Raw genomic sequence first — 25,193 nt, 5'->3', positions numbered from 1 at the left:
ACGCAGACACTATCGTAGCCGCTGCAAGTCACTGCACACCCGATCGCACGACAGTTGTGCGATCGGGTGTAAACCGTTGCAGTTGTTACTATAACCGGTCTGGTCGCGGCGCTACGAGCCGACCCACGATCTGGCACCGATCGCTGCGTTCAGATTCGTGTAGCCGACGGTGATGGACGCCCGCCAGAGGGTCGCCGAGCTACGGAAGGCCCGCTGCCAGGCCGTCAGAAACGGTGCAGGCGTCCGATCCGGTGTCGGGTCGTGCCGACGCGGCCGTTTTACGAGCGTCGTTTCACAGGCCGGACAGACGTACGCGACGTCTCCGTCCTGTGACTGCAGCCGCCAGTCGCCATCGATGGGACTCGAGTGGTCGCACTCCCAGCAAAACAGCGTCGCTTTCCGCCGTTTCGGCCTCCCGTCGCTTCGGCTGGATGCGGGCTGGGTCATCGAGCATGGATACAGGCCCCAGCCATAAAGCCGTCCCCTGTAAGTTGATACCACGGCGCTTCGGCGACGTGGCACCGGTCGCCGCGACACACCTCGGCTGCGGGATCCCGCAGTTCGTAGGGGCACGGACGTTCGGATCCCGGGATTCTCGGGGTCGTCGATCGATCGCGCCGACTCCCGGTCGTCCCAGCCGTCAGGCGTATTTGGGGCCGGTCCCTAGTGCGACCATGACAACCACCCCACGCCGACTCGAGGGCGGCAGTGAACTCGACGACTTCATCGCGAGCCACGACGTGGCACTCGTGGAGTTCTATACCAGCGGGTGTACCCTGTGTCAGGCGATGGAACCGGTACTGGGGAACGTCGCCCGCGCGACCGCAGTCGACATCGGGATGATCAACCCCGGCAACGACATCGAACTCGTCGACCGGTTCGACATCCGATCGGTTCCGACACTGATCCTGTTCGAGGACGGCTCGGAGATCGCACGGCTGGCCGAGGGGTTCCAGGGCGGCGATGCCGTCACCGACTTCCTCGCGACACACGTTCCGACCGCGGTCGGGAGTTCGTAAGCATACCGCCGGATCCCCCTTCTCTCGGGCGCGAACCGAGACGAGCGGTCCCATCCCCGCACTGTCCGGTGGCCCTTGCAGTCACCGAGAGGGAGACTACTCGTCGGGCTCGAGTTCGCTCGGATCGAGGTCGCCCGCGAGGTAGCGTTCGCCCGCGTCGGTCACCTCGTAGACGCCCGGGATGTGCTGTTTCAGCAGTCCGTATTTCGTCAGTTCGCGACACCGATACGAGCCGTACCGCGCGGGACAGATCCCTTCGTCGTCGAACTGTGTCGGTTCGAAGGCGTCCTCCGCTTGCATGAACTCGAGGAGTCGCCTGTCGACGGGTTCCATCCAGTCCGCGTCGGTCTCCGACTCAGCGTCGTCGGCGTCGGTCTCCGCCGCAGTATCGACAGCGCCGTCGGCGTCGGTCTCTTCGTCGGCGTCGGGAGTCGGTTCGTCCATTGGCGGTCGGTACGTCCTCCTCCCGGGAGTATGTTTACGTCTGGGATCGTTCCGGGCCGTCGTAATCGACGTGAACGTTCGGCGTGGTCGTCGGTGCCAGGCCCGTGATCCCGCGATCGACGAACGTGACGTCAGTTAGGTCACCGGCAAATCGGAACTCTACCGTCCCGGTTCCGATCGTCCCTTCGATGGTCGTTCCCGAAACGACAGTCACGTCCGCCGCTTGCGCCGCGTCGACCAGTTCGATGTCGTCCTCGACGGTAACTTCGAAACTCGAGGGCGTTCCCTGGCCGATGATCGTCAGCGTGTTCGGCAACTCGCCGTCCGCGTCATCGGCACCCGCTGCCGTGCTCGTCGCCGCGATCGTCGCGGTCCGTTCGGCGCTGATCGGCGCTGGGGCCTGCTCCCCTGTCTCGGCTGTGGGGCGTCCGGAGTCCTGATCGGCTGTCGCGTTCTCGTGTGGCATATAGTGGACACAGTCGGGTATCACAGTATAAGCCTTCTCACTGAACCAACGGTTGGATTAGACGAAATATAACGTCTCGAGCAGCGATGTCGCGAAATTTTGGACGGCAGGTGAATCGCTGTTGCACATTCGCAGGCGGTCCTCGTCGATTGGTATCGGTTCGAACCCGCCGATCGACGGCTCGAGGAGAGCACCGGCGGCGTTTCGTGGGCACACGGGATCGGTCCCCGTCTCGTGTGTCCGTTCAGTCAGTTTCCTCGAGGAGGCCGAGTTCGGTTGCGACGAGATCCGCGATTTGATCGGCGATATCGGGGTCGACTTCGGCGACATCGTCGCCGTCGTGGAGCTGGTCGTTGTGCCGTTCGATGGCGTCGGCGACGTCCGAGAGCGCAACGCGGGAGGTCGTCTCGCAGTCCGGACAGACGACCGGGACGCGTGGCGTCTCCTCGTCCGGCTCGCTTGCGTTCGTCATTTGTCGGCTATCTCGCGGCGACCGTCAAAACCTAATTGGTTCGGAGCGCCTCGTTCTGACATGGTATGTCAACACATAACTCTCGATCGTGGGGTTTTCCCACCCGTTTTCGCCAATTCTGCCGGCATTCGGCCAGCAGTATTATTGTGATCCGGTCGAATCTTCGGATAGACGGGGGGTACGACAGTCTGGTGGTGGGTTGCTCCATCCGTTCGGTTCACCCCGTCATGACGTGCGAGGAGCTCCATGGTTCCCGGCTACATCCGTAGCCGTTCCCTGTCTTTCGTGGTACCAATCTGCGCGTAGAGCGCCAGTTCTACTCCCGTCGGCCGGATCCAACCTCGGATAGCCGACGCCGTCTCGACCGGTCTCGAGTTCAGTGGTCTCCTCGAGAGCGAGCGAGGACGGCGATCGAGAGGGCGAGAACGGCTGCGAGCGCGCCGAATCCGGGCATCGAATCGGTCTCGTCGCTGTCGTTTCCGCCGGTGTCGTCCCCGTCGGTCGCGTTCGTGGACTGGTCGGACGACCCCGAATCGGAGGCACTCGAGCCGTCGGGATCGAACCGCTCGTCGGCTGGTGCGTCGAGCTGGAGGATGACGTCTACCTGTCCGTGGGTGGACCCGTTCCGGTAGGTCCAGCCGCCGCCGGCGTCCGCGTAGGGTTCTGCAGCAGCGACCGGGTCGATATCCGTGTCCCAGCCATCGCCCTCGGGGACCTGCTGGATGTAGCCGGCAACGTCGATTCGGTCGGCGTATTCTCCCGAGACCTCCGCTTCCCCGTACTCGACGGTCGCGTCTTCGGGAAGTCCGTGTAACTCGATGCAGTGCGAGTCCATGTAGCCGTCGCCCTGTGCGATGTCAGGGCTCGTTCCGAACTGGTCGGCGTCGAGCGGGCGATCATAGTGGTCGGTCATGGGGAACCGGACGGTCATCGGGTCGGCGTGGGAGTGCCAGCTCGTGACGTCGTTCGTCGGAATCGTTACCGACGTGTTCGGTACCGATTCGCCGACGACCGGGTCGCCGTTTTCGTTGACCAACGTGACACAGACTTTCCCAGAGCCGTCGCCGAGATACGGGCTTCGATACTCGTCACGTGGGTTCTCGTAGCTGATCCAGCTCCCATCGTCCGCTGCTGCCTCGAAGTACGCGTCTCCCGGCTCCGGTGCTTGCTCGACGTACGCTTCCTCCGAGACGGATTCGTTCGGATCGGGACTGACAGCGCCTGTGGATGCACCCGCAGCGCCCGCCACGACGAGACTCGCGATCACGGCCAGACCGATCCCGAGGACGAGGACGGCCCGCTGTCCGCCTGGCAACACACCCCGAAGCGTTCGTGCTCCGAACATGGTCACGCTCCGTACCCCGCTGTGGCTACTACGTCCGTGATCGTGCGACCGTTCCGTGACGACGACTGTCGTCTGGGAGGACTGGTCATCGAATTGAGGTACCCGATTCCCCGTCCTATATATGAGCCACATACTCGAGCGGTAGCGAGAGGCTATACGGAGTAGGCACCGTTTACACGGCGACGAGGGGACCGGAGCGCCACGCGAGTGCCGGCCGGGTGCGTTTTCGAGGGGTGGTACTAGCCCCGCTATGAGCGACGACGAACCGAGCCGCGATCGGGTTCAGGATCGGTCCGAACGACGCAAATCGAACGCGCAGCCCACACCGAATCGATCCTCGAGGACGTCGAGCGCCACCTCGAGGAACTCGACGCCGAAACACAGGGAGCGCTCGGCGAGAGCGGGGTCAGCACGGGCTGAGGAATCAGGCCGTCAACCCGGGGGGCGTCGTCCCGTGGTCTCTCGCCGAGCGCCGGTGGATCGTGATAGCAGAACGGATTTACGTTCCGATCACCTGTTCTCGCGTATGGATTACGAATCGAGTCTCGACCGAGCGATGGAGGACGTCCCCGATATCGGGGGCGACGAACAGCGGCTACAGATCCCCGACCCGCAACCACAAAAAGACGGCGCGTTCACGCGGGTGACGAACCTCGACGAAATCGCCGATGTCCTCTCTCGAGACACCGAACATCTCCACCGGTTCATTCAGCGCGAACTGGGGACCAGCGGGAAACTCGAGGACGGTCGCGGCCGGTACAACGGGACTTTTTCCCAGACGGATCTCGATGCGGCTATCGACGCCTACGTCGACGAATACGTCCTCTGCTCGGAGTGTGGCCTGCCCGACACCCGGCTCGTCCGCGAGGACCGGACGCCGATGTTGCGCTGTGACGCCTGCGGTGCGTTCCGACCGGTCACCAAGCGCTCGACCAGCAGCCAGCAGCAACAACAGCAAGACGCCGTCGAGGAAGGGAACACCTACACGGTCGAAATCACCGGCACCGGTCGCAAGGGCGACGGGGTCGCGGAGAAGGGCAACTACACGATCTTCGTCCCCGGCGCGGAGGAAGGTGACGTCGTCGACATCTACATCAAGAACATCTCGGGCAACCTGGCGTTCGCTCGGCTCGACTGAGGCGGTCCCCCTGTCTCGATGTCCCGCGCAACCCCAGGGCGGTTCGCGGTTGCGCCGGCACTGACCGACAGGAGTCCGTACGAGACCGCCGATTCGAACGGTCGATTTCCGCGGCGGGCTCGGGCGGATCGGTAACGAGACGCCGATCGACGGCCCACCGATACGAGGGGATCGCGAAATTAAAGTGAGTTTGTCCTAGTCACACTGTCGTGGGAGTATCGTTCGACCTCTTCGGAACGCTGGTGACCGCCGACCGGCCAGACGATCCTGCGACGGCCGTGGCAACCGAATTAGCAAACCGGGACGTGACGGTGCCCGACGACTGGGCCGAGGCGTACGCCGAGCCCCACGTCGACGCTCCCGACGGGGCGGAAGTACCGCTTCCGGCACACGTCTCGCGCGCGCTCGCGAGCCGTGGCGTCGACAACGAACACAACGCAGCCAGACGGGCCGTCGTCGCGGCCTTCGATCCGGTCGTCGAGACGAGGCCGGGCGCGCTCGAGGCGGTGGCCGCTGCTCGAGAGCGGGGGCCGGTCGCGATCTGTTCGAACTGTAGCGTTCCGGAGCTGGTCGGGCGGACGCTCGTCAGATCCGCGTTCGACCGCGACGACTTCGATGCGATCGTGACGAGCGTCGGCTGTGGCTGGCGCAAGCCCGCACCGGAAATCTTCGAACTGACCGCCGACGAACTCGGCGTCGACCCGGCCGATCTCGTTCACGTCGGTGACGATCCACGCGCCGACGGCGGGGTCGAGGCCGTCGGCGGGACGGCGCTGCTCCTCGATGAGGGTTCCCTCGCCGACGTCCCGACGCAACTGACGTCGCTGGCCGAACAGAGCAGTCATGACTGAGCGTCGATTCTCTCAGGATAGCATGGAGGCGGTGACGGAGTGTTGACGACGCTGGCAGTCATCGGCCTGGCGTTCAGTCTCGACCTCCTGATCGGGGAGCCGCCGACCCCGATCCATCCCGTCGCCTGGTTCGGCCGGCTCGTCGGCGTCCTCGATCGTGTCTGGAGCACGGACGACCGCCGGCAGCGGCTGGCGGGCCTCGTGATCGCTGCCCTCTGCCCGCTCGTTCCCGCTACCGTCGCCGCTGGAGCCGTCCTCGCAGCGACCGAACTCCATCCGATCGGCGGGGGCATCGTCGCCGCACTCCTCCTCTTTCTGACGACGAGCCTCCGCTCGCTGCTCGAGCTCACCGAGGGCGTCGTCGCAGCCACTGACGGCTCCCTCGAGCGGGCTCGGGAGGACGTTCGGGGGCTCGTGGGCCGAGACGCATCGACGCTCTCGGCCGGGGAACTTCGCAGTGGTGCCGTCGAGAGTGCGGCGGAAAACCTCGCGGACGGGCTGGTCGCGACCCTCCTGGCGTTTGCGGTGCTCGCACCGGTGTCACTGCCGGCCGCCGGGGCGATCGCAGCCTGGATCAAGGCCGTCAACACGCTGGACTCGATGCTGGGTTACCCCTCGAAACCGATCGGCACCGCGAGCGCACGTCTGGACGATCTCGTCATGTACCTCCCCGCCCGCATCGCGGCAGGCGCGATCACGATCGCCGCGGGGGACCCGCTCGCGCTCGTTCGTGCCAGGCAGTGGGCACGGGTGCCGCCGTCGCCCAACTCCGGCTGGCCGATGGCGACGCTGGCCTGTGCGTTGGCGGTTCGCCTCGAGAAGCCGGACGTGTACGTGCTCAATCCCGGCGGCGAACTCCCGACGCTGGCGGACGGTCAGCGGGCCGTCACCGTCGTCGGCCGGGCGGCCGTCGTCTCGATCGTCCTCGCCGTCGTCCTGGCGATCGTCGTCTCCGAGTTCGGACGGGACCTCGAAGCTTACTGGCAGGCACTGGCGACGCTGAACACGGAGCACGCTGCGAGGGTGAGACCGAAATGACCGTGATCGGGCGCTGGATCGGTGCGGTTCGCGGCGCGCTCGGATTTCTGACGCGGCTCCCGATCGGGTACCGCGACGGCGACTGGGAGGCCTTCCGAGCGACGCCGGCGGCGTTTCCGCTCGTCGGCCTGTTCGCGGGTGCGCTGGCGGCGATACCGCTGCTCGGGACCGAGCGACTCGCGGCCCCGACCGTCGCGCTTGGCTACCTGCTTTCGGTGTACGCGGTGACCGGTATCCATCACCTCGACGGGATCGCGGACCTGGGCGACGCGCTGGTGGTTCACGGCGACGTCGAGCGCCGTCGCGACGTGCTCAAGGACACGACGACCGGCGTCGGCGCGCTGCTCGCGGTGACGATCACCGTCGCCGCGCTGGCGCTGGCGGGCCTCGGACTGGCGGAACTCCCCGTCCCCGCGGCGATCGGCGTCGCGGTCGGGGCCGAAGTCGGGACGAAATTCGGGATGGCCGCGATGGCCTGCTTCGGACACGCGGCCTACGAGGGAATGGGAAAACAGTTCACCGACGCAGCCACCGCCGGATCGTTGTTCGTCCCCATGGCCGTCGTCCTCTCAGCGGCCACGTTCGTCTGGCCCCACCCCGGTGTACTCGCCCTCTGCGGGGCCGTCGCCGGGATCGGGCTCCCCTGGTACTGGGCGAATCGCTATCTCGGGGGGATCAACGGCGACATCTTCGGCGCAGCGAACGAGATCGGCCGCGTCGCCGGCGTCCACCTGGGGGTGATACTGTGGACGCTGTCGTGATGTGTGGCGGGAAGGGCACCCGCCTCGAGAGCCCTCACGAAAAGCCCCTGCACCCGATCGACGGGATCGCGATGATCGATCGCGTCCTCGCGGCGCTCGAGACGAGCCGGATCGAGACGAGCTACGCCGCCGTCTCGCCGAACGCACCGGCAACGCGGTCCCACCTCGAGCGAACTGACGGCGTCGCGACGATCGAGACGGCCGGCGACGGCTACGTGGCCGACCTGCTGGCGGTCCTCGAGCACCCCGACCCCTCACCGCCGATCCTGACCGTCGCCGCGGATCTGCCGCTGCTCGAGGGGTCGGTCCTCGACCGAATCCTCGCCGCCCACGGCGACGGCGACGCGTCGCGGACGGTGTGTGTCCCTGCGGCGCTCAAACGGCGACTCGGCGTCAGCATCGATACGCGACTCGAATCCGACGACTACCTCGCGCCGACCGGGGTCAACGTGGTCGGCACGACCGACGAATCCACGACGATGACCGACGTGTACTACGACTCACGACTGGCAGTGAACGTGAACCGACTCGAAGACGCCCGTCTCGCAGCCGACCGACTGCGGAACCGTCCCACGGAGGGCCGGTAGCGATGCGTCTCATCCTCCCCGCCGGAACGACCGAGACGGCCCTGATCGACGGCATCAGCGCCGCCGGGGCCGCCCCGGAGCTGATGGAACACACGCCCTCGGCGGACGTCGAGATCCTCGAGTACGGGGAGCCGGTCGCATCGCCGGTGACGCCGGTGAGCCCGAACGGTTGTCCGACGCCCGCCGCCGTGACCCGGGCCGTCCGGGACGTCGTCGGCTTCGACGTGGCGGTGGTCGATGCAGGACTCACCCGGTCGACGGCCGCGCCGACGGTCGAACTCGGCGGCGAGCCTGGCACCGACATCCGAGAGGCGTCCGCCGTGCCGGCCGCCACCGCCGCCTTCGACCGGGCCTACGATTACGGCGCGAGTCTGCCGGACGATCGGCTCATGATCGGCGAGACGGTCCCCGGTGGAACGACGACCGCGCTCAGCGTCCTCACCGCGCTCGGCGAACCGGCCGGCGTCTCCTCGTCGCTGCCGACCAACCCGGTCGAACGCAAACGACGGGTCGTCGACGAGGCCCTGGCCGCCAGCGACCTCGAGCCCGGCGACTGCGAGGACGCCCCGCTCGAGGCGATCGAAGCGGTCGGGGATCCCGTTCAACTGACGGTAGCCGGGATCGCGGCGGGCGCACTCGAGGCCGGGACTGCGGTGACGCTGGCCGGTGGGACCCAGATGGTCGCCGTCGCTGCCGTGTTGCGCCACGCCGGCATCGATGCGGGCCTCTCGATCGCGACCACCTCGTTCGTGGCCGACGAGCAGGGGGATCGGCTCGCCGAGGCCTGCGAGCGGTTCGACTGCGAGCTCACCGTCACCGATCCCGGCTTCGACGAGCGCGACCACGTCGCGATGCAACGCTACTGTGCCGGCGAGGCCAAGGAAGGCGTCGGCATGGGCGGCGCACTCTCGCTCGTTCCAGACGGCGAGATGGCCGCCGTCAGGGATCGACTCGAGACGATCTGTGCTCGGCTGGGAATCGAGAGCGGGCCCGAGGACGACCCGACCACCGAACGGACTGCCGACGAGCCAGCGGAGGGCGGCCGTGGACCCTGACGCCGTCCGAACCGGGAGCCGGGTCCCCCACGGCGGCGAACCGGACCCGGACCTGCTGGATTTCTCGGCCAACACTAACCCGCGAGCCCCGGACGGCGTCGGGGACGTCTACGCGGCCGCACTCGAGGAGTCGCGGCGCTATCCGGACGACGACTATCCGGCCTACCGCAGGGCTGCAGCCGAGTTCGTCGACTGCGATCCGGCCGCGGTGATTCCCACCCCCGGCGGGCTGGCCGCGATCCGACTCGCAATGGAATGTACCCTCGAGCCCGGCGACGAAGCGCTGGTGCCGTACCCGAGCTTCGGCGAGTACGCCCGTGAAGTCAGCCTCCAGGGTGCGACCCCCCGGTTCGTTCGCTACGACGAACTGTGTGAGATCGGCCCCGCCGTGCTCGAGGCGTGTGCGCTCGCCGTGGTCTGTACGCCGAACAATCCGACCGGCGACGCGATCGATCCCGACGCGCTCGAGGCGTTTGCGACCCGATGTGGGGACGCCGGGACGACGCTGCTCGTCGACGAGGCGTTCCTCGGCTTTACCGACCGCTCGTCGGCCGCCGAACTCGACCTCGAGCACGTCGTCGTCGCCCGGTCGCTCACCAAACTGTTCGGCCTGCCGGGGCTCCGTGCCGGTTTCGCCGTCGCGACCGGCGATCGACGGGACGCACTCGCGACGGCCCGCCGCGCGTGGTCGGTCGGGACGCCCGCTGTGCGGGTCGGCGCGTACTGCCTGCGACAGGACGCGTTCGTTCGCGAGACCCGCGCTCGCGTCGCCCATGAACGCGAGCGGATGCGCGAGGCACTCGCGGAGCGATTCGAGGTTCATTCGTCGGACGCGCCCTATCTCCTCTGTGACGTCGGCGACCGCGACGTGTCGACGGTAATCGACGACGCGCGGGCCGCCGGCGTCGCGATCCGCGACGCAACGACCTTCCGCGGGCTCGATTCCCACGTCCGCGTCGCGGTCAAGGACCGCACGGCAAACGATCGGTTGCTCGCGGCGCTGGGCGTCCACAACCGCGACGACGCCGATCGCGAAACCGAACATGACTGACTCCGACCCGGCGTACGCCGCGATTCGCCGGGACGGCGTCCTTCGAATCACGCGACCGAACACGGAGTGGCTCTCGACCGGCTGGAACGGGGGGCGTCGCGTCGCCGACTGCGCGTACAACGTCTCGGTCCCCGAGGGCTGGGATCGGACGGATCTCGAGGCCTACGTCGACGAACGGCTCGAGCGCGCGGGGTTCGAGACCCCGGAGAACGCGACCGGGCCCACGCTGCTGACCGGCGTCGACATCGGCGACGCTCGCGGTGCTCGCCGCGGTCCCGTGACGGCGTATGCGACCGCCGGTATTTCGAATCCGGCCGCGTTGCCCACGACGGTGGAACCGGAGAGCGAACCGGCGTCCGAGACGCCGGCGTCCAGTGAGGGTAAACTCGAGCAGGGTCGGGGAACGGTCAACGTCGTCGTCGGGACGACGCGAGCGCTCGCGGCTGGGGCCCTGGCGAATCTGGTCGCCGTCACGGCGGAGGCGAAGGCAGCGACGCTCCTCGCCGAAACGGGCTTTCCCGGCACGACGACGGACGCGATCATCGTCGGACACGATCCGGACGGCCCGTCGGCGGCGTTTTCGGGAAGCGGCACCGAGGTCGGCGCGGCGACACGTGCCTGCGTCCGGGATGCCGTGCTGGCATCGCTTCGTGCCCACTACGCGGCGGCCGACGCGGCCGCTCCGGAATCGGTCGCGGACGCGCCCTACGGCGTTTCGACGGACGAGCGGGCGACGGTTTTTCGACCGCCCCTCGAGACGAACGTCGACGACGATCGAACGTCGACGCGCTGACGGCGAAGACGAACGCTTTTGATCACACCGGCCGACGGGTGGGACATGACTGCAGTTGACACGCCGGACGTGCTCGTGTTACGCAAGGGGACCCACGGGATACCGATCGAACGGTACGCCGACGCGATCCGCGAACGACTGCCCGATCACACCGTCGCGCTCGCACGAACTCCGGCCGAGGAGCGCGACGCGATTCGGGACGCGCGCTTCGTCACCGGCATGACCTTCGACGACGAACTGCTCGAGGCCGCCGAGAACCTCGCGGTCTTCGCGTGTGCCTACGCGGGGACCGGCCACCTGCCCCTCGATCGACTCGAGGAGCGCGGCGTCGCGGTGACGAACGCCTCGGGCGTCCACGGGCCGAACATCGGCGAGCACGTCCTGGGTGCGATCCTCCGATTTACCCGACGATTCCACGTCGGCGCGCGCCGGCAGCGCCGTCGCGAGTGGCGCCACTACAAGGCCACCGAGCTACAGGGGTCGACGGTCACCGTCGTCGGCCTCGGCGCGATCGGCCAGTCGGTCTGTGAGCGCCTCGAGCCGTTCGGCGTCGACACGATCGGTGTGCGATACACCCCCGAGAAGGGAGGGCCGACGGACGAGGTGATCGGCTTCGAGGGCGAGGCGTTCGACGACGCGCTCGCGCGGACTGACTACCTCGTGCTCGCGTGTCCACTGACGGAGACGACGCACGGACTGATCGATCGAGAGGCCCTCGTCACGATAGATCCCGAGGCGGTACTGGTCAACGTCGCCCGCGGCCCGGTCGTCGACACCGACGCGCTCGTGGCGGCGCTGCGATCGAACTGGATCCGCGGCGCGTCGCTGGACGTCACCGACCCCGAACCGCTTCCCGAAAAGCACCCGCTGTGGACCTTCGAGAACGTCCAGATCACGCCCCACAACGCGGGCCACACGCCCAACTACTACGATCGATTGGCCGACATCGTTGCCGAAAACCGCCGGCGGTTCGACGACGGGGACTCCCCGTCACTCAGAAATCAGGTCCTGCCCTGATCGAACCGATCGAATGGCGATCGGAATCCGCATGGCCGCGGTCGGTTCCAACTCGCTCCGTTCGAGCCGTTCGGCCCATCTTTTTGATCCCCTGTGGCGAATGACGAGTATGGACCGTTCACTAGCCGGTCGATGCGCCCGAGCGGAGGGTATCCAGTGTCGCTAACGTTCGACGGGACGATCCTCGTCCCCGCAGCCGACCCCGACGACGGGGAGCGGACGGCGGCGGCACTCGCACCGTATCTCGAGCCCTCGAGTCGAGTGATCGTCGTCAACGTGATCGAGAAGGCCGGCGGCGCGCCCGACAAGGCCTCGGTCGAACAGCGCGAGGAATACGCGCGGGAGATCTTCGACCGTGCCCGCGGCCCCCTCGAGGAGCGGGCCGGAGCCGTCGAAACGGCGATCCTCTTCGGTACCGACGTCGTCGAGACGATCTCCGAGGCGGCGATCGAACGGAACGTCGACGCCGTCGTCTTCGAGCCCCGCGACGGGAACCGGTTCGTGGAACTACTCACCGGTGACGTGGCTCGCCGGCTGGTGAAAAACGCCTCGGTTCCGGTGGTCGCGCTGCCGCGAAACGAAGAGGAGTAGCGGAGCAGTCGTCCCGAGTTTCGTCCGTTATGCTCGGTCTTCGAGTACTACTTCGCCGTCCTGATCGACCGTTACTCGATAGGTGGCGTACTCGAACGTGACGGTGCCGACGGACCGCTCCGTCTTCAGGCCCGACTGAAAGAGCGAGTCCAGTGCGGTCGGATCGATCACGTCGTACAGCGGGCCGAACTCGTCCGCGAGTTCGAGCGTGTCCAGTTCGGATTCCGATGCGATCGCCGCGAGGACCGCTTCGCTGAGTGGCTGGTCCGGGTCGGCCTGGTAGGTGTGATCAACGGTGTGCAGTTGCGTCCCGTCGGCTGCGGTGTCGGTTTCCATACCCGTCATACCGGTGTGACGGGGGAAACAACCCCGATTGGAGCGCCAACGGTTTAAGAGGGGGGAGAACTTCCGAGCGTGTTCCGGAGTAGGTTGGCCTGTCCCCGTCGGAGACGCGCCGAGAGTGCCTGATCCGAAATATCGAGCTGTCCGGCGACCGCGGACAACGTCGTCTCTCGTGGGACGTCGAAGTACCCCTCCTCGAGTGCGATGAGGAGTGCTTCCTGCTGTCTATCGGTGACCCCGTATCGATCCCGTGCCTGGTCCGATTCCTGGAAGATACGTAGGATCCGAAACGGAATCCCCTTCTCGAGACAGCGATCGCGATACGCGAACAGCGCCTCCCGCGTCGGGACGCGGGCACGGATTCGTGTCTCCTCCGTGACGGTGATCTCGCGGTAGCCGATATCGTACTCCGCCGCCGTGGGATATGTCAGATGACTTTCGCCGTGTTCGGATAGCGTGACGCTGTAGAGACGCCGGTCGGCCGATTCCTCGAGCAGGGTCCATCCCCGTACGGTGTCGTCGTCGGCCAGCGTCCCGTCGACCCGCTCGAGGTCGTCCCCGTAGACCCAGCAGATGAGCTTCGTTTCACCCGTTTCGGACCGGTAGATCTCTTCGACGTCGATCCTCGAGACGGTCTCGACGGTCTCTCGGAGGATCGGCGTCTCGATTTCGAATTCGACGATGAGGACCATGGTACTCTCACGCACTGTCGACGGTCCGAATAGCTGATCGACTGTCCGGACGGCCGAGTCGATACATACCGAACGTGTGGTTTGCCGTCCGTCGAGTACTTCCCATAGTATCGGCGGTCGTACGTACTTACCCCTTGCAAGTGAACAGACACCGTGACCGCTCGGCGTGGTACCGGCCTCGAACCGGACCCGAACGGAAGAGTCGATCGATCCGACGAAATCGCCCGCTGTCCGCAGCGATAGCCGTTCTCGAGCAGCAGTCGTCCTCAGAGATAGCCGTTCTCGAGCAGCAGTTCGCCGTTGAGCACGCTCGCACCGGCGGCACCGCGGATCGTGTTGTGGGCCAGACAGTTGTACTGCAGGCCGAACGGCGATGCCTGAAGGCCGCCGGCGGCGATTGCCATCCCGTCACCCAGCGTGCGGTCCATCCGTGGCTGTGGTCGATCGGGCTCCTCGAAGACGTGGATGAGCGGGTCGGGCGAGGAACGCAGGTCGAGCGAGGGGTACTCCCGCATGGCCTCGGCGGCCGCGTCCGTGGTCAGTTCCTCCTCGGTCTCGACCCAGACGTTCTCGAGGTGGCCGTCGATCGTCGGGATGCGGTTACAGGAGGCCGCGACGTCCATGCCGTTGTGCGACAGCTCGGCGCCGTCGAACTCGCCGAGTAGCTTGCGGGACTCGGTCTCGAGTTTGTCCTCTTCGCCGCCGATGTAGGGAATCGCGTTGTCGATGATCTCCATCGAGGTGACGCCGTCGTAGCCGGCCCCGGAGACGGCCTGCAGGGTCGAGACGTGGACTTTTTCGAGGCCGTAGTCGGTCAGGGCCGCGAGCGTGGGGACGAAGGTGATCGTCGAGCAGTTGGGGTTCTTGACCATCGCGCCGTCCCAGCCGCGCTCGTCGCGCTGGACCTCGAGCAGGTCGAGGTGGTCGGCGTTGACCTCCGGAATCACGAGTGGGATGTCGTCGTCCATCCGACCGTTCGAGGAGTTCGAGGAGACGACGTAGCCGGCCTCACAGAAGGCAGGCTCGACGTCCGCGCCGACGCTCGAGGGGAGCGAGGAAAACAGCATGTCGACGTCGCTGGGGACCTCGTCGGGATCGGTCGCCGTGACTGTCATCTCCGCAACGTCCGCCGGGATCGGGCTGTCGACGCGCCACTTCGCGGCCTGTCGATACGTCTTGCCGGCACTGGCGTCGCTCGCGGTGAGTGCGGCGATCTCGAACTCCGGATGGGGATCGAGCAGCTGAATCAATCGCTGTCCAACAGCGCCAGTCGCACCGAGTACGCCTACTCGTACTGCCATTTTCCGCCACTCCGAGTTGTGTCCGCAAAACCGTTTGGGTTTTCGGTAGCAGGTGTCAATCGGCGGAGACCGCGCCGTCGTTCCTCGTCGCCGGTCCGGCGACAGCATCGTCCGCCACCACCGACGGCTGCTGCCAGCGTCCGCTGAACGGATAGAAGCTATTAAGAAACGGGAGTGGCACCTAGAGACCGATGCACTATCGACAGGATCGACGCGAGGTCGCCGGCCAGAGGTGGTCCCGATGACGAGTTCGACCGCGAGTACGAGCGATCGAGGACTGTTCGAGACGCGGTTTAGCGTGGGTGCAGCGGCCATCGGTGCCGTCGCGGCGCTGCTCGGAATCGTCTTCGCCTGGACGGGCTACAACGATTCGGCACTGCCGGGTATCGGCATGGAACTGTCCATCTTGACGGGTCTTATCGGCCTTCTCTTCGCGTTCGGGATCGCTCTCGTCGCGTTCGTCGCCGCGCTCTACATGGAGCCCGGCTTCGACGAATAACGGCTCGCCGACTCCTCTGTACGATCACCCTCCTCGAGAATCCGTTCGATGGCGTCGCCGTGGCTACGACCGCAGCGCTAACGACAGTTGCTCGCGTCCGTCCGAAGTAACTTGCTGGACGTCCTCAAGAACGACTTACGCGGGAACTTCAGCGCCTTTCTTTCGAGTTACGTAGCCCGCGATACGGTTGCGGACGCCCTTGGACTCGACGTTCGTGAGTTTCGTGACGCTTTCTTTGTTCTGCTCGAAATCGGTCGTGAACGCTTCCGGATACCGCTCTAAGAGGAGCGTTCCGGTCTTCTTGACGTAGGCCGGTTTGATTGCCATACGAGACGATTCCGTCCAGAGGCTCTTAATCCCTTTCTCTTTGGCGCTTGGACCCCTCCCTTGCTGGCACCCTCTCGGACGGTCTCCCGTCTCGACTCGAGTTCTCGAAACTCGTTGGCTATCCCGTGACCACGACCGAGACACAGCGAGACTGGTATAGTAGCCACTGCAAGCCACTGTACGCCTGGCCGCATGGCGGCATTGCGGTCAGATGCAAATCGTTCTCGGTGGCTACTATGTTGTACGTAGACGCTTCAGCATCCGGTTTTCGGTGGCTTTCGATCGAAGCCCCTCTAGAGCCGGCATCGCTTCCTTCGCGGAGATGATTCACTCCCTGTAACCCGTTCCTAATTAAAAGTTACAGCCATATACGGGCAAAAATACAATCAGGATGTCGTTGACTCCCCAGACGGCGTGATAGCCATGACAGACAGACAGATCCGGGCAACACTACTTGCTGCCCTGGTGGTTTTATCACTCGTCGCTGCCCCCATCGGGGCCGCAGGGATGAGTGGCGGTGCAGTACCGGCCACCGAACGAATTCAAGTACAGAACGACGACCCCACACAGGTCGTCGAGAGCGTCAACGACAACGAGATCGCGACCACAAACGACGCGATCACGTCGTTCAACGACGAACTCCAGCAGAAAGCTGGACTCGTCGGTGCCGACGTCGAGAACGTCGAACAGGTCGACCCGGTCGAGGCCGAGAGCGTCTCGGAGGCACAGGCGGAAGCCGATCGCCTCCGGACCGACGCTGACGACCGACAGGCCGCGATCTTCGATCGAGTCGTCGCAGTGATCAATCAGGGCGGCATCGCCGATGTCGACCCTGCGGAGGTCCAGTCGCCGGCCGACGCACGTGACGTCGCCGACGACCTCGAAGAACAGGGCGGGCTCGCCGGGACGGCAGCCCAGTCGCTGCGCGACGCCGCCGACATCGTCGAAACCGACATCCAGTCCAACCTGAATAGCGCGGCCGACCAGCTCGAGGCACTCGAGGAGCCCGAGTCGGCGGTCGGGACGGTCGAAGGGACCGTCACCGACGCCGACGGCGCACCGATCGCGGGCGCGACCGTGACCGTCGGCGACGAGCAGACGACGACCGACGACAACGGGAGCTATGCGCTCGAACTCGAGGGCGGCGAGTACACCCTCGAGATCACCGCCGACGGCTACGAGGACGCCACCGAGAACGTCACCCTCGAAAGCGATTCGACTGTAACCGTCGACGTGACGCTGAGCGAGCCCGAGCCGGCGGTCGGGACGGTCGAAGGGACCGTCACCGACGCCGACAGCGAGCCGGTCGCCAACGCGACCGTCACCGTCGGCGACGAGCAGACGACGACTGCCGACGACGGCAGCTACGCGCTCGAACTCGAGCCGGGCGAGTACACGCTCGAGATTACCGCCGACGGCTACGAGGACGCCAGCGAGAACGTCTCGGTCGAGGCCGATTCGACCGCGACAGTCGACGTTACCCTCGAGACCCCGGACGACGACGGGGACGAGGGCGACGAAGACGACTCGGGTGAGGGATCGGACGAGGTCGCCACGACCGTCGAGAGCGTCAACGACAACGAGATCGCGAGCGCCAACGACGCGATCGGCTCGTTCAACGCCGAACTCCAGCAGAAGGCTGGACTCGTCGGGGCCGACGTCGAGAATGTTTCGGAAGTCGATCCGGTCGAGGCCGAGAGCGTCTCGGAGGCACAGGCGGAAGCCGATCGCCTTCGAGCGGATGCTGACGACCGCGAAGCGGCCATCTTCGATCGAGTCGTTGCAGTGATCAACCAGGGCGGCATCGCCGACGTCGACCCTGCGGAGGTCCAGTCGCCGGCCGACGCACGTGACGTCGCCGACGACCTCGAAGAACAGGGCGGACTCGCCGAGACGGCAGCCCAGTCGCTACGCGACGCCGCCGATATCGTCGAAACCGACATCCAGCCCAACCTGAACGGTGCGGCCGACCAGCTCGAGGCACTCGAGGACGACGACCCGACGCCGACTGTCGGCACCCTCGAGGGAACCGTCACCGATACGGATGGCGAGCGGGTCGCCAACGCCACTGTGGCCGTCGGCGACGAGCAGACGACGACCGCCGAGGACGGCTCCTACGCGCTCGAACTCGAGAGCGGTGAGTACGAACTCACCGTCTCGGCAGCGGGCTACGAGGACGCCAGCGAGAACGTCACGGTCGAAGCTAACTCGACTGTGACCGTCGACGTCTCGCTGGTGCGATCCGACGATACCGACTCGGCTGTCGGCACAGTCGAAGGAACCGTCACCGACGAGGACGGCGAACCGATCGCCGGCGCGACCGTCAGTATCGACGACAAGCAGACGACGACCGACGACGACGGCTTCTACGAGTTCGAGATCCAGCCAACCGTCGGGACAGTCGACGGGACTGTCACCAACGCCGACGGCGAGCCGGTCGGCGACGTGCCAATCACCGTCGGTGACAAGCAGACGACGAGCGCCGACGATGGCAGCTACGTCCTCGAACAGGGACTGGACGAGTACACCCTCGCAGTCAGTTCTGAGGGGTACGGAGACACCAGCGAAACCGTGACCGTCGTCTCCGGTGAGACGACTGTCCTCGACATCACCGTCGACGAGGAAGACGTCGAGCCGCCCGTCGGGACGGTTGCGGGGACCATCACCGACGCCGCCGGCGAGCCGGTCGCCAACGCGACCGTGACCGCCGAGGGTCAGGAGACGACGACTGCCGACGACGGCTCCTACGAACTCGAACTCGAGCCCGGTAACCACACGGTCACGATTTCGGCCGAGGGATACCAGAACGTCAGCGAAGTCGTGACAGTCGAGGCCGACGAGACGAACACTGTCGACGTGACGCTCGAGGAACTCGAGCCGACCGTCGGAACGATTGACGGAACCGTCACCGACGCCGATGGCGAGCCGATCGCCAACGCGACCGTCACCGTCGGCGACGAGCAGACGACGACCGCCGACGACGGCTCCTACACCCTCGAGCTCGAGAGCGGTGAGTACGAACTCACCGTCTCGGCAGCAGGCTACGAGAACGCCACGGCAAACGTCACGGTCGAGGCCGACTCGACCGTGACCGTCGACGTCTCCCTCGAGGACGACTCGGATGAGGGACCGGGGTCGGTTGCGGAAGTCGTCGAAAGCGTTAACAACAACGAAATTACGGCTGCGAACGACGCGATCGGCTCGTTCAACGACAAGCTCCAGCAGAAGGCTGGACTCGTCGGTGCCGATGTCGAGAACGTCGAACAGGTCGACCCGGTCGAAGCCGAGACCGTCTCGGAGGCCCAGGCGGAAGCCGATCGCCTCCGAGCCGACGCTGACGATCGACAGGCTGCGATCTTCGATCGAGTCGTTGCAGTGATCAACCAGGGCGGCATCGCCGACGTCGACCCTGCGGAAGTCCAATCGCCGGCCGACGCACGTGACGTCGCCGACGACCTCGAAGAACAGGGCGGACTCGCCGAGACGGCAGCCCAGTCGCTGCGAGACGCTGCCGACCTCGTCGAAACCGACATCCAGCCCAACCTGAACGGCGCAGCCGACAAGCTCGAGGCACTCGAAGACGACGACCCGGCCCCGAGCGTCGGGACCCTCGAAGGAACCGTCACCGATACGGATGGCGAGCCGATCGCCAACGCCACTGTGGCCGTCGGCAACGAGCAGACGACGACCGACGACAACGGGAGCTATGCGATCGAGCTCGAGGAAGGGGACTACACCCTCGAGATCACCGCCGACGGCTACGAGAACGCCACGGCAAACGTCACGGTCGAGGCTGACTCGACTGAGACCGTCGATGTCTCTCTCGAGGACGACTCGGACGAGGGATCGGAGTCGGTCGCCGAAGTCGTCGCGAGCGTTAACGAAAACGAGATCGCGAGCGCGAACGATTCGATCGGCTCGTTCAACGATAAGCTCCAGCAGAAAGCTGGACTCGTCGGTGCCGACGTCGAGAACGTTACGAAAGTCGATCCGGTCGAGGCCGAGACCGTCTCGGAGGCCCAGGCGGAAGCCGATCGCCTCCGAGCCGACGCTGACGACCGACAGGCTGCGATCTTCGATCGAGTCGTCGCGGTGATCAACCAGGGCGGCATCGCCGACGTCGACCCTGCGGAAGTCCAGTCGCCGGCCGACGCACGCGACGTTGCGGATGACCTCGAAGAACAGGGCGGACTCGCCGAGACGGCAGCCCAGTCGCTGCGAGACGCTGCCGATATCGTCGAAACCGACATCCAGCCCAACCTGAACGGCGCAGCTGATCAGCTCGAGGCACTCGAGGACGGCGACCCGACGCCGGCCGTCGGAACGATTGACGGAACGGTCACTGATGCCGACAGCGAGCCGATCGCCAACGCGACTGTCGTCGTCGGCGACGAGCAGACGACGACCGACGACAACGGGAGCTATGCGATCGAACTCGAGAGCGGTGAGTACGCCCTCACCGTCTCGGCGGAGGGCTACGAGGACGCCACCCAGAACGTTACGGTCGAGGCGAACTCGACCGTGACCGTCGACGTCTCCCTCGAAGAAGATGACGGGAGCGAACCGTCCCCGGACGTCGGCACGGTCAACGGGACCGTCACCGATACGGACGGCGCACCGATCGCGAACGCAACCGTCACCGTCGGCGACGAGCAGACGACGACCGACGACAACGGGAGCTATGCGATCGAACTCGAGGAAGGAGAGTACACCCTCGAGATTACCGCCGACGGTTACGAGAACGCTACGGCAAACGTCACGGTCGAGGCTGACTCGACTGTGACCGTCGATGTCTCCCTCGAGGACGACTCGGACGAGGGTTCGGAAGTCGCCGAAACGGTCGAGAGCGTTAACGAAAACGAGATCGCGAGCGCGAACGACGCGATCGGCTCGTTCAACGCCGAACTCCAGCAGAAGGCTGGACTCGTCGGGGCCGACGTGGAGAACGTTTCGGAAGTCGATCCGGTCGAGGCCGAAAGCGTCTCGGAGGCTCAGGCGGAAGCCGATCGCCTCCGAGCGGATGCTGACGACCGACAGGCTGCGATCTTCGATCGAGTCGTCGCGGTGATCAACCAGGGCGGCATCGCCGACGTCGACCCTGCGGAAGTCCAGTCGCCGGCCGACGCACGTGACGTCGCCGACGACCTCGAAGAACAGGGCGGACTCGCCGAGACGGCAGCCCAGTCGCTACGCGACGCCGCCGATATCGTCGAAACCGATATCCAGCCCAACCTGAACGGTGCGGCCGACCAACTCGAGGCACTCGAGGACGACGACCCGACGCCGACTGTCGGCACCCTCGAGGGAACCGTCACCGACGCCGACGGCGCACCGGTCGCCAACGCGACGGTCACTGTCGGCGACGAGCAGACGACGACCGCCGACGACGGCTCCTACACCCTCGAGATCGAGAGCGGCGAGTACACCCTCACCGTCTCGGCGGAGGGCTACGAGGACGCCACCCAGAACGTTACAGTCGAGGCGAACTCGACTGCGACTGTCGACCTCACCCTCGAGGAAGATGGCGGAAGCGAACCGACCGTCGGCACGGTCAACGGGACCATCACTGATGCTGACGGTGAGCCGATCGCCAACGCAACCGTGGCTGTCGGCGACGAGCAGACGACGACCGCCGACGACGGCTCCTACACCCTCGAGATCGAGAGCGGTGAGTACACCCTCACCGTCTCGGCGGAGGGCTACGAGGACGCCACGGCGAACGTTACAGTCGAGGCGAACTCGACTGCGACTGTCGACATCTCTCTCGAGGACGACTCGGACGAGGGTTCGGAAGTCGCCGAGACAGTCGAAAGCGTCAACGACAACGAAATCGCGAGCGCCAACGACGCGATCACGTCGTTCAACGACAAGCTCCAGCAGAAGGCTGGACTCGTCGGTGCCGATGTCGAGAACGTCGAACAGGTCGACCCGGTCGAAGCCGAGACCGTCTCGGAAGCTACGGCGGAAGCCGATCGCCTTCGAGCGGATGCTGACGACCGCGAAGCGGCCATCTTCGATCGAGTCGTTGCAGTGATCAACCAGGGCGGCATCGCCGATGTCGACCCCGAGGAAGTCCAATCGCCGGCCGACGCACGCGACGTTGCGGATGACCTCGAAGAACAGGGCGGACTCGCCGAGACGGCAGCCCAGTCGCTTCGCGACGCTGCCGACCTCGTCGAAACCGACATCCAGCCCAACCTGAACGGCGCAGCCGATCAGCTCGAGGCACTCGAGGACGAGGACCCGACGCCGACTGTCGGGACCCTCGAGGGAACCGTCACTGACACGGATGGCGAGCCGGTCGTCAACGCGACTGTCAGCGTCGGTGATGAGCAGACGACGACCGACGACAACGGGAGCTATGCACTCGAACTCGAGAGCGGTGAGTACGCCCTCACCGTCTCGGCGGAGGGCTACGAGGACGCCACCCAGAACGTTACGGTCGAGGCGAACTCGAACGTGACCGTCGACGTCTCCCTCAAGGAGGACGATGGCGGGAGCGAACCGACCCCGAGCGTCGGAACGGTCGCGGGGACCGTCACCGACGAGGACGGCGAACCGATCGCTAACGCGACTATCAGCGCTGACGATGAGACGGTGACGACTGCCGACGACGGCAGCTACGAACTTGAGCTCGAGGAAGGCGAGTACACGCTCGAGATCACCGCCGACGGCTACGAAGACGCAAGCGAGACCGTGAGTGTCGACGCCGACACGACCGTCACCGTCGACGTGACGCTCACCGAAACGGACGACGAGAGCGACGTCGATGTCATCGTCGACGCGGATGTCGACGAGGACAGCGCTGCGGTCGGCGAGACCGTCACCGTCGACACCGACATCGAGTCCGCAACTGACAACACGACGAAGATCAGTGCGTACACGCTCGTTCTCCGGTACGACTCCGACGCCCTCGAACTCGAGGATATCGATCGACCACACTGGCAGGTCGTCGATATCGAGAACGAGGGGATCCTGGTCATCGCTCCGAACTGGGCGCCACCGCGACAGGACGACACACCGGTCGACGCGTTCACGGCCGAATTCGAAGTCGTCGATGGTGCCGGTGACGATGCGACGTTCGAGTTCGAGCCAGACGCCTCGGGCGTCCAGTCGGTCATCGTCGAAGACGATGGGTACCTGTGGCGGACCGAGATGCTCGACGCCGAGTACGATGGTGCGTCCGTCACGATCGAGGACGGTGAAGAGACCGACGCTGCGGAACTGATCGCGGACGCCGGTAGTACCGCGCAATCGGGCCTCGCTCCGTGAGGTCGACCCAGGACCTGCCACGACCGACAGTGTAGGACGGACACTCGCTGGCGGCGATGGGAGTCCAACGGTATCGGACGACGAACGCACGAATCGATGGACGAGGGTGAGAACCCCTCTCCGTCACGCTCGTTTTTTCGCCTGGACGGAACGGAATCGACGTACTACATCGGACTACCGGTTCGCGAGCGTGTCCACTGACGTGGAACGACTGTGATCGCGGCTCCGTGTTCTCAGGTCTGCCAGGCGATCGATAGCGTCGTATCCGATTCGATCCAGGCTGCATCGTTTCTCCGGTCGAAGATGCGGACGGTTCCCTCCTCCGTCTGGTGCTCGGCGTACCGATCCGGTTCGGATGTCGTTCCTGGCATGAATGTTGTTGCATGATAACTGTCAACAGGTAGTATCAGTCTTGTGTTCGACCGGCTGCTCTGTCCGCCGTTCGATAGCGTCGAAAAACGGATCCCGAAGTGAGACCACCGACGGGTGGCCAGGACGGGAACCGATCGAAAATCGGGTTGGGAGCGACTATTCGGCGTGTTTCTCGCGTGCTGGCCCCTGCTGATGGAGTTCGATGCCGACGTCGTCCGGCTCGAGGACGTCCGGAAGCTCCTCGTCCCGGTCGCCGGTGACGTCGGCGAGCACCTCCTGTATGTATGCGTTGAACAGTTCCGGGTGTTCGCTCATCGGGAAGTGCCCGATCTCGGCGAACTCGATCGCGGTCGCACCCTCGCCGATCCCCGCTGCGGTCTGCCGACCGTCTTCGGGTGTGGTCAGATAGTCGTACTCGCCGTTGGCGATGTAGAGGGGACACTCGTCGGCGTTGACCTGATCGAGCTTGTCGCGGTAGTCGTGATCGACGGAGTAGTAGTAGAGGTCGCCCTTGAACACGCCCGTCGCGCCCTGTTCGTAGAGATACATCGTCTCGCGGCGGGTCTGTTCGGGGCTCTGGGGTGCCATCAACCCCCAACAGGCGTAGGCGTTGACCTCCGTCGTGTTCACTTCGGGGTGGTCGAGCCAGTCGATGTAGAACCCGGGGCTGTGGGCACCGCACTCGAGTCCGATCAGCGCCCGGAATCGCTCGGGGTACCAGTCGGCCAGCTCGAGGGCGATGTTGCCGCCCATACTCGAGCCCATGTAAATCGGGTCTTCGAGCTCGAGGGCGTCGGCGAGGTTCACGAGCGTCTCGGTGAACCGCTTGGCGGTCATGGTGTAGTCGTCGGTCCACCACTCCTGGGTGGTCGGGGGGACCGACTTGCCGTGATACGGCAAGTCGTGAGCGATGACGCGGAATTCCTCCGTGATGTCCTCGTTCGTCAGGAGGTGACGCCACTCCTGGCAGTTGTTGCCGGCCGTGTGCTGACAGACCAGCGGGATGCCATCTTCGGGCCCGTTCTCCTCGAAATAGATCCGGTGATCGACGCCCTCGACGTCCACGTGGACGTACGACCCGTCGATCGGTTCGACGTCGCCCTGCTGGTAGGTTTCGGCCATCTCAGCTTCCCCCATCGTTGTGTGCGACCCGCATCAGATCGAGCGTTCGCTGGAACGCGCGCAGATGCTGGAAGATCTTCTTGTTGTCGCCGGTCAACTCGAGGTGACCGTCCTCGTTGCGAACCGTCGTTCGATAGTGTGACGCGATGATCTCGTGGTTGAACGCGGGTGGCGTCTCCCGGACGAACTCCTCCCAGGTCTCGCGGTCGCCTTCGACGCCGAACGACCACTGGTGGTTCATCGTCGGGTTGGGCACGAGGGTTTCGATCTCGCCGTCGTCCATCTCGAGGAGGACGCGCTCGTCGCCGATCTCGACGTAGAAGTTTTCGGAGAACTTGCCGTGTCCCCTGACGTTCAGTTCGGGATCGCTGTTTACCGTCTCCTTGTACGATTCCCACCACTCGTGAGTGCCGAGTTCTGTTTCCGTCATGAAACCACACGCCACCTTTGCCGACCCACTCAATGTAGCTCACACAATATAATCAGACATCTAAGACGTAAATACAACGACGAGGGACCGCAATATGGTTCCACCGCGCGCTGGTATACTGCCGAACCAAACGGTTCACACCGATCGTTCTCGAGACGCCGTTCCCGGCGGCGACGGGCGTCGAAACACGATCGAGTCGTCGCGGGAT

General features: G+C 65.4%; 25 protein-coding genes. 13 read left to right on the top strand and 12 right to left on the bottom strand.

What is annotated here, in order from left to right; translation table 11 throughout:
• Window positions 1-111 precede the first annotated feature (111 nt).
• The gene (locus CP557_RS10720) at window positions 112-447 is read right to left on the bottom strand and encodes a hypothetical protein (RefSeq protein WP_097379897.1); all 336 of its coding nucleotides are present in this window, start codon (window positions 445-447) and stop codon (window positions 112-114) included.
• 227 nt (window positions 448-674) lie between these two features.
• Between CP557_RS10720 and CP557_RS10715 the strand changes: the two genes are divergently transcribed.
• Window positions 675-1,019, top strand: coding sequence for a thioredoxin family protein (locus CP557_RS10715; RefSeq protein ID WP_097379896.1), 345 nt, complete (start codon window positions 675-677; stop codon window positions 1,017-1,019).
• 96 nt (window positions 1,020-1,115) lie between these two features.
• Here the strand turns inward: CP557_RS10715 and CP557_RS10710 are convergent, their stop codons facing one another.
• The 4 genes from CP557_RS10710 to CP557_RS10695 form a co-directional block, all read right to left on the bottom strand.
• Complete coding sequence (locus CP557_RS10710) at window positions 1,116-1,463, bottom strand: hypothetical protein (protein WP_097379895.1); 348 nt, start codon at window positions 1,461-1,463, stop codon at window positions 1,116-1,118.
• Window positions 1,464-1,497: 34 nt separating this feature from the next.
• On the bottom strand, window positions 1,498-1,929 hold the full coding sequence (locus tag CP557_RS10705) for a hypothetical protein (RefSeq protein ID WP_097379894.1): 432 nt from the start codon (window positions 1,927-1,929) through the stop codon (window positions 1,498-1,500).
• Window positions 1,930-2,173: 244 nt separating this feature from the next.
• Entirely contained in the window at window positions 2,174-2,401 is a 228-nt protein-coding gene (locus CP557_RS10700; protein WP_097379893.1) for a hypothetical protein, read from the bottom strand.
• Window positions 2,402-2,777: 376 nt separating this feature from the next.
• Window positions 2,778-3,746: a PGF-CTERM sorting domain-containing protein gene (locus CP557_RS10695; RefSeq protein ID WP_097379892.1), complete on the bottom strand. Its 969-nt coding sequence runs from the start codon at window positions 3,744-3,746 to the stop codon at window positions 2,778-2,780.
• Between the two features lie 526 nt (window positions 3,747-4,272).
• Between CP557_RS10695 and CP557_RS10690 the strand changes: the two genes are divergently transcribed.
• From CP557_RS10690 to CP557_RS10645, 10 genes are all read left to right on the top strand, one after another.
• The gene (locus CP557_RS10690; protein ID WP_097379891.1) at window positions 4,273-4,884 is read left to right on the top strand and encodes a translation initiation factor IF-2 subunit beta; all 612 of its coding nucleotides are present in this window, start codon (window positions 4,273-4,275) and stop codon (window positions 4,882-4,884) included.
• A gap of 209 nt (window positions 4,885-5,093) precedes the next feature.
• A complete protein-coding gene (locus CP557_RS10685; protein ID WP_097379890.1) occupies window positions 5,094-5,735 on the top strand; it encodes an HAD family hydrolase in 642 nt (213 codons plus the stop codon).
• A 39-nt stretch (window positions 5,736-5,774) separates the two neighbouring features.
• Window positions 5,775-6,773, top strand: coding sequence for an adenosylcobinamide-phosphate synthase CbiB (cbiB, locus tag CP557_RS10680; RefSeq protein ID WP_097379889.1), 999 nt, complete (start codon window positions 5,775-5,777; stop codon window positions 6,771-6,773).
• Window positions 6,770-7,534, top strand: a complete 765-nt coding sequence (gene cobS / locus CP557_RS10675) for an adenosylcobinamide-GDP ribazoletransferase (RefSeq protein ID WP_097379888.1) — start codon at window positions 6,770-6,772, stop codon at window positions 7,532-7,534. The genes cbiB and cobS overlap by 4 nt, the downstream gene beginning before the upstream one ends.
• The gene (locus CP557_RS10670) at window positions 7,534-8,121 is read left to right on the top strand and encodes an NTP transferase domain-containing protein (RefSeq protein ID WP_097381609.1); all 588 of its coding nucleotides are present in this window, start codon (window positions 7,534-7,536) and stop codon (window positions 8,119-8,121) included. Before cobS ends, CP557_RS10670 begins: the two co-directional genes overlap by 1 nt.
• 2 nt (window positions 8,122-8,123) lie before the next feature.
• Window positions 8,124-9,176 (top strand): nicotinate mononucleotide-dependent phosphoribosyltransferase CobT, encoded by a 1,053-nt coding sequence (gene cobT / locus CP557_RS10665; protein WP_097379887.1) that lies wholly within the window; start codon window positions 8,124-8,126, stop codon window positions 9,174-9,176.
• Window positions 9,166-10,227 (top strand): threonine-phosphate decarboxylase, encoded by a 1,062-nt coding sequence (locus CP557_RS10660; protein WP_097379886.1) that lies wholly within the window; start codon window positions 9,166-9,168, stop codon window positions 10,225-10,227. The genes cobT and CP557_RS10660 overlap by 11 nt, the downstream gene beginning before the upstream one ends.
• Window positions 10,220-11,020, top strand: coding sequence for an adenosylcobinamide amidohydrolase (locus CP557_RS10655; RefSeq protein ID WP_097379885.1), 801 nt, complete (start codon window positions 10,220-10,222; stop codon window positions 11,018-11,020). The genes CP557_RS10660 and CP557_RS10655 overlap by 8 nt, the downstream gene beginning before the upstream one ends.
• 45 nt (window positions 11,021-11,065) lie before the next feature.
• Complete coding sequence (locus CP557_RS10650) at window positions 11,066-12,037, top strand: D-2-hydroxyacid dehydrogenase (protein WP_097379884.1); 972 nt, start codon at window positions 11,066-11,068, stop codon at window positions 12,035-12,037.
• 156 nt (window positions 12,038-12,193) lie between these two features.
• On the top strand, window positions 12,194-12,628 hold the full coding sequence (locus CP557_RS10645; RefSeq protein WP_097379883.1) for a universal stress protein: 435 nt from the start codon (window positions 12,194-12,196) through the stop codon (window positions 12,626-12,628).
• Between the two features lie 27 nt (window positions 12,629-12,655).
• On the opposite strand, the gene CP557_RS10640 is transcribed toward CP557_RS10645, so the two are convergent.
• The 3 genes from CP557_RS10640 to asd form a co-directional block, all read right to left on the bottom strand.
• Window positions 12,656-12,964 carry a HalOD1 output domain-containing protein gene (locus CP557_RS10640; protein ID WP_097379882.1) on the bottom strand — a complete coding sequence of 103 codons (309 nt, stop codon included), beginning with the start codon at window positions 12,962-12,964 and terminating at the stop codon, window positions 12,656-12,658.
• Window positions 12,965-13,017: 53 nt separating this feature from the next.
• Window positions 13,018-13,662: a helix-turn-helix domain-containing protein gene (locus tag CP557_RS10635; RefSeq protein WP_097379881.1), complete on the bottom strand. Its 645-nt coding sequence runs from the start codon at window positions 13,660-13,662 to the stop codon at window positions 13,018-13,020.
• A gap of 266 nt (window positions 13,663-13,928) precedes the next feature.
• Window positions 13,929-14,963 carry an aspartate-semialdehyde dehydrogenase gene (gene asd / locus CP557_RS10630; protein WP_097379880.1) on the bottom strand — a complete coding sequence of 345 codons (1,035 nt, stop codon included), beginning with the start codon at window positions 14,961-14,963 and terminating at the stop codon, window positions 13,929-13,931.
• A gap of 232 nt (window positions 14,964-15,195) precedes the next feature.
• On the opposite strand from asd, the gene CP557_RS10625 reads away from it, so the two are divergent.
• On the top strand, window positions 15,196-15,462 hold the full coding sequence (locus tag CP557_RS10625; RefSeq protein ID WP_097379879.1) for a hypothetical protein: 267 nt from the start codon (window positions 15,196-15,198) through the stop codon (window positions 15,460-15,462).
• A 135-nt stretch (window positions 15,463-15,597) separates the two neighbouring features.
• Here the strand turns inward: CP557_RS10625 and CP557_RS10620 are convergent, their stop codons facing one another.
• A complete protein-coding gene (locus tag CP557_RS10620; RefSeq protein ID WP_006432730.1) occupies window positions 15,598-15,789 on the bottom strand; it encodes a 30S ribosomal protein S17e in 192 nt (63 codons plus the stop codon).
• A gap of 423 nt (window positions 15,790-16,212) precedes the next feature.
• Between CP557_RS10620 and CP557_RS10615 the strand changes: the two genes are divergently transcribed.
• Window positions 16,213-23,061 (top strand): carboxypeptidase regulatory-like domain-containing protein, encoded by a 6,849-nt coding sequence (locus tag CP557_RS10615; RefSeq protein WP_097379878.1) that lies wholly within the window; start codon window positions 16,213-16,215, stop codon window positions 23,059-23,061.
• Window positions 23,062-23,294: 233 nt separating this feature from the next.
• On the opposite strand, the gene CP557_RS22555 is transcribed toward CP557_RS10615, so the two are convergent.
• From CP557_RS22555 to CP557_RS10605, 3 genes are all read right to left on the bottom strand, one after another.
• Window positions 23,295-23,432 (bottom strand): DUF7331 family protein, encoded by a 138-nt coding sequence (locus CP557_RS22555; RefSeq protein WP_169924370.1) that lies wholly within the window; start codon window positions 23,430-23,432, stop codon window positions 23,295-23,297.
• A 157-nt stretch (window positions 23,433-23,589) separates the two neighbouring features.
• On the bottom strand, window positions 23,590-24,570 hold the full coding sequence (locus CP557_RS10610; RefSeq protein WP_245852978.1) for an alpha/beta fold hydrolase: 981 nt from the start codon (window positions 24,568-24,570) through the stop codon (window positions 23,590-23,592).
• A complete protein-coding gene (locus CP557_RS10605; RefSeq protein ID WP_097379876.1) occupies window positions 24,557-24,985 on the bottom strand; it encodes a hypothetical protein in 429 nt (142 codons plus the stop codon). Before CP557_RS10605 ends, CP557_RS10610 begins: the two co-directional genes overlap by 14 nt.
• Window positions 24,986-25,193 lie beyond the last annotated feature (208 nt).

The organism is Natrinema ejinorense, assembly GCF_002494345.1.
Lineage (GTDB): Archaea > Halobacteriota > Halobacteria > Halobacteriales > Natrialbaceae > Natrinema > Natrinema longum.
Note: the sequence above shows the minus strand (reverse complement) of the source record. Positions and strands in the feature narration are given on the sequence as shown.

Excerpts from the sequence above, each read along its gene's own strand:
- CP557_RS10720 (WP_097379897.1), bottom strand. The coding sequence starts at position 447 with ATGACCCAGCCCGCATCCAGCCGAAGCGACGGGAGGCCGAAACGGCGG.
- CP557_RS10715 (WP_097379896.1), top strand. The coding sequence starts at position 675 with ATGACAACCACCCCACGCCGACTCGAGGGCGGCAGTGAACTCGACGAC.
- CP557_RS10710 (WP_097379895.1), bottom strand. The coding sequence starts at position 1,463 with ATGGACGAACCGACTCCCGACGCCGACGAAGAGACCGACGCCGACGGC.
- CP557_RS10705 (WP_097379894.1), bottom strand. The coding sequence starts at position 1,929 with ATGCCACACGAGAACGCGACAGCCGATCAGGACTCCGGACGCCCCACA.
- CP557_RS10700 (WP_097379893.1), bottom strand. The coding sequence starts at position 2,401 with ATGACGAACGCAAGCGAGCCGGACGAGGAGACGCCACGCGTCCCGGTC.
- CP557_RS10695 (WP_097379892.1), bottom strand. The coding sequence starts at position 3,746 with ATGTTCGGAGCACGAACGCTTCGGGGTGTGTTGCCAGGCGGACAGCGG.
- CP557_RS10690 (WP_097379891.1), top strand. The coding sequence starts at position 4,273 with ATGGATTACGAATCGAGTCTCGACCGAGCGATGGAGGACGTCCCCGAT.
- cobS (WP_097379888.1), top strand. The coding sequence starts at position 6,770 with ATGACCGTGATCGGGCGCTGGATCGGTGCGGTTCGCGGCGCGCTCGGA.
- CP557_RS10670 (WP_097381609.1), top strand. The coding sequence starts at position 7,534 with ATGTGTGGCGGGAAGGGCACCCGCCTCGAGAGCCCTCACGAAAAGCCC.
- cobT (WP_097379887.1), top strand. The coding sequence starts at position 8,124 with ATGCGTCTCATCCTCCCCGCCGGAACGACCGAGACGGCCCTGATCGAC.
- CP557_RS10655 (WP_097379885.1), top strand. The coding sequence starts at position 10,220 with ATGACTGACTCCGACCCGGCGTACGCCGCGATTCGCCGGGACGGCGTC.
- CP557_RS10650 (WP_097379884.1), top strand. The coding sequence starts at position 11,066 with ATGACTGCAGTTGACACGCCGGACGTGCTCGTGTTACGCAAGGGGACC.
- CP557_RS10640 (WP_097379882.1), bottom strand. The coding sequence starts at position 12,964 with ATGGAAACCGACACCGCAGCCGACGGGACGCAACTGCACACCGTTGAT.
- CP557_RS10635 (WP_097379881.1), bottom strand. The coding sequence starts at position 13,662 with ATGGTCCTCATCGTCGAATTCGAAATCGAGACGCCGATCCTCCGAGAG.
- asd (WP_097379880.1), bottom strand. The coding sequence starts at position 14,963 with ATGGCAGTACGAGTAGGCGTACTCGGTGCGACTGGCGCTGTTGGACAG.
- CP557_RS10620 (WP_006432730.1), bottom strand. The coding sequence starts at position 15,789 with ATGGCAATCAAACCGGCCTACGTCAAGAAGACCGGAACGCTCCTCTTA.
- CP557_RS10615 (WP_097379878.1), top strand. The coding sequence starts at position 16,213 with ATGACAGACAGACAGATCCGGGCAACACTACTTGCTGCCCTGGTGGTT.
- CP557_RS22555 (WP_169924370.1), bottom strand. The coding sequence starts at position 23,432 with ATGCCAGGAACGACATCCGAACCGGATCGGTACGCCGAGCACCAGACG.
- CP557_RS10610 (WP_245852978.1), bottom strand. The coding sequence starts at position 24,570 with ATGGGGGAAGCTGAGATGGCCGAAACCTACCAGCAGGGCGACGTCGAA.
- CP557_RS10605 (WP_097379876.1), bottom strand. The coding sequence starts at position 24,985 with ATGACGGAAACAGAACTCGGCACTCACGAGTGGTGGGAATCGTACAAG.